Source organism: Novosphingobium sp. 11B, assembly GCF_054589055.1.
Genome location: NZ_BAAILP010000183.1, coordinates 3,442 through 6,387, shown reverse-complemented (window position 1 = coordinate 6,387; position 2,946 = coordinate 3,442). Strand labels below are relative to the sequence as shown.

General features: G+C 68.5%; 1 protein-coding gene. It reads left to right on the top strand.

Features of this window, described 5'->3' with window-relative positions; all coding sequences use genetic code 11:
• Nucleotides 1-105 precede the first annotated feature (105 nt).
• Nucleotides 106-2,937: a M16 family metallopeptidase gene (locus tag ACYPYD_RS16960; protein ID WP_459664359.1), complete on the top strand. Its 2,832-nt coding sequence runs from the start codon at nt 106-108 to the stop codon at nt 2,935-2,937.
• Nucleotides 2,938-2,946: the final 9 nt, after the last annotated feature.

Below are 2,946 nucleotides of genomic sequence, written 5' to 3'. Positions count from 1 at the left end.
AAACCCCTCCACCACCGCCTGCGGCGGCGGTCCCCCTCCCCATCGCTGCGCGACAGGGAGGAACGTACTTGCCTTCGCCTTCCGGCCTTGGCACTCCTCAAGGCGATGAGAGTTTCCCTGATCGCGCTCCTTGTCGCACTGGCTCCCATGCCACTGGCTGCAAAGGACAAACCCGCCCAAGAGGCTGTCTGGGCCTTCGACCGCAGCGACATCCCGGTCGATCCCGATTTCCGCTTCGGCCGCCTCGCCAACGGCATGCGCTACATCGTCCGCCACAACGCGACGCCCGCCGGAACCGCGATCGTGCGCATGGACGTTGATGCCGGATCGCTCGACGAATCCCCTGCCGAACAGGGCTTCGCGCATTTCCTCGAACACATGGCCTTCAACGGCTCGCAGCGCGTGCCCGAGGGCCAGATGGTGCCGCTGCTGGAGCGCGAGGGGCTGGCCTTCGGCGCCGACACCAATGCCTCGACCAGCTTCGACCGCACGCTCTACAAGCTGGACCTGCCCCGCAATGACCCCGCTCTGATCGACACCGCGCTGATGCTGATGCGCGAGACCGCGAGCAATCTCACCATCTCGCAGGAGGCGGTGAACCGCGAGCGCGGCGTCGTGCTGGCGGAAATGCGCGACCGCAATTCCTGGGCCTTGCGCAACGCCATCGACACGACGCGGTTCTTCTACCCCAAGTCGCTCTACGCCCAGCGCTTTCCCATCGGCACCGTCGAAACCCTGAACGCCGCCGACGCCGCATCCCTGCGCGCCTTCTACGAACGCGAATACGTCCCCGCCCACGTCACCCTCGTGGTGGTCGGCGATTTCGACGTCGCTGCGGTGGAGGCCGGCATCCTGCGCCATTTCAACGACTGGACCGCAAGGCCCGCCGAGCCCCAGCCCTTCCCCGGCCCGGTCAAGGCGAAGGACAAGGCGCGCACCGGCGTCTATCTCGACCCGGCCTTGTCCGAGCGCGTCACCGTCCAGCGCAACGGGACTTATCAGGACGAACCCGACTCGATCGCCGAGCGCCGCGAGACGCTGCTGCGCTCGATCGGCTACGACATCGTCAACCGCCGCCTCCAGCGCCTCGCCCGCAGCGCCGAGCCGCCGTTTCGGGGGGCGGGCTTCGGCACCGGCGACGTGTTCAAGGCGGCGCGCTCGACCCGCATCATCATCGACACCGTAGACGGCAAGTGGCGCGCCGGGCTAGAGGCAGCCGGAATCGAATACCGCCGCGCCCTCGCCTACGGCTTCTCGGCGGCCGAAGTCGCCGAACAGGTGGCGCAAGTGCGCACCGGCATCGTCAATGCCGCAGCCTCGGCCTCGACGCGCAGCAATGCGATGCTGACGGCGCTGGCGCTCTCGCTGGTCGATGACGAGATGGTGCCCTCCACCCCGCAGTCGGGGCTGGAACGCTTCGAGCGCTTCGCCCCGCAGATCACCCCCGACGCCGTGCTGGCCGCGCTCAAGCGCGAGGCGCTGACACTTGATGCGCCGCTGATCCGCTTCCAGGGCCGCAAGGCGCCCGAAGGCGGTGAAACCGCGCTGCGCGATGCCTGGCGCGAGGTCATGCGCGCGAAAATCGACAAGGAAACCGGCGCCGATACCGCGCAGTTCGCCTACACCGATTTCGGCCCGGCCGGTCAGGTGGTATCGGACACCCGGCGCGAAGACCTCGGCATCCGCGAGGTGCGGTTCGCCAACGGGGTCATGCTCAACTTGCGCAAGACCGATCTGGAGAAGGACCGCGTGCGCGTGAGCCTCGCCATCGACGGCGGCGACCGGCTGAACACGCGCGAGAACCCGCATGCGACGCAGTTGGTGCCCAATCTCGACGATGGCGGCCTCGGCAAGCACAGCCGCGATTCGCTCGACACGATTCTCGCCGGGCGCAGCGTCGGGCTCGGGTTGTCGAGCGCGGCGGCGAGCTTCGATTCGCGGGTGACGACGACCCCGCGCGACCTCGAAATCCAGCTGCAGCTGCTAGCCGCGCTGGTCACCGACCCCGGTTACCGGCCCGAAGGCGAAGTGCGCTATCGACAGGCGATCAACAACTACTTCGCGCAGCTTGATGCGACCCCGGCCTCCGCGCTCGCGGCCCGCATCGGCGGCATCCTCAGCGACGACGACCCGCGTTTCAGCCTCGGCAACGTCGAGGATTATCGCCACTTGTCCTATGCCAAGCTGAAGACCGACGTGAGCGATCGGCTGGCCCGCGGCGCGATCGAGATCGGCCTCGTCGGCGACATCGACGAAGACGCCGCGATCGCGCTGGTCGCCCGCACGTTCGGCGCCCTACCCGCGCGCGAGACGGTCTTCCACGGCGAGACCGGCCAGCCCCCGCGCCTCTTCGCGAAGGATCGCTCGGCGCGGATCGTGCGGCATACCGGCCCGGCCGATCAGGCGCTGCTGCGCATCACCTGGCCCACGCGCGACGATGCCGATCCGGTCGAGGCGCTCGAACTCGAACTGCTCGAACGGGTCATGCGCGTCGAGCTGACCGACCAGCTGCGCGAGGCGCTGGGCAAGGCCTACTCGCCCTCGGCATCGAGCCAGCTTTCGCACGAGTGGACAGGCTACGGCACCTTCTCGGTCAACGCCTCGGTGGACGTCGCCGAAGTGCCCGCGACACGCGCGGCGATCCGGCAGGTGCTGGACGATCTGCGCAAGGCCCCGGTCAGCGCCGACATCCTGCTGCGCGCGCGGCAGCCGATGATCGAAAGCCTCGCCAACGCGCTCAAGAGCAATGCGGGCTGGATGGCACTCGTCGACCACGCGCAGTCCCAGCCCGATCGGATCGAGCGTTTCCAAAATGCGCGCGAACGGCTGCTGGCGCTTACCCCGGCGGACGTGCAGGCGATGGCGCAGCGCTACCTCACGCCCGAGGCCGGGCTGGAGGTGCTGGCGCTGCCGAAGGATGTGACGGAGCCGAAGTGACTCGTCGTC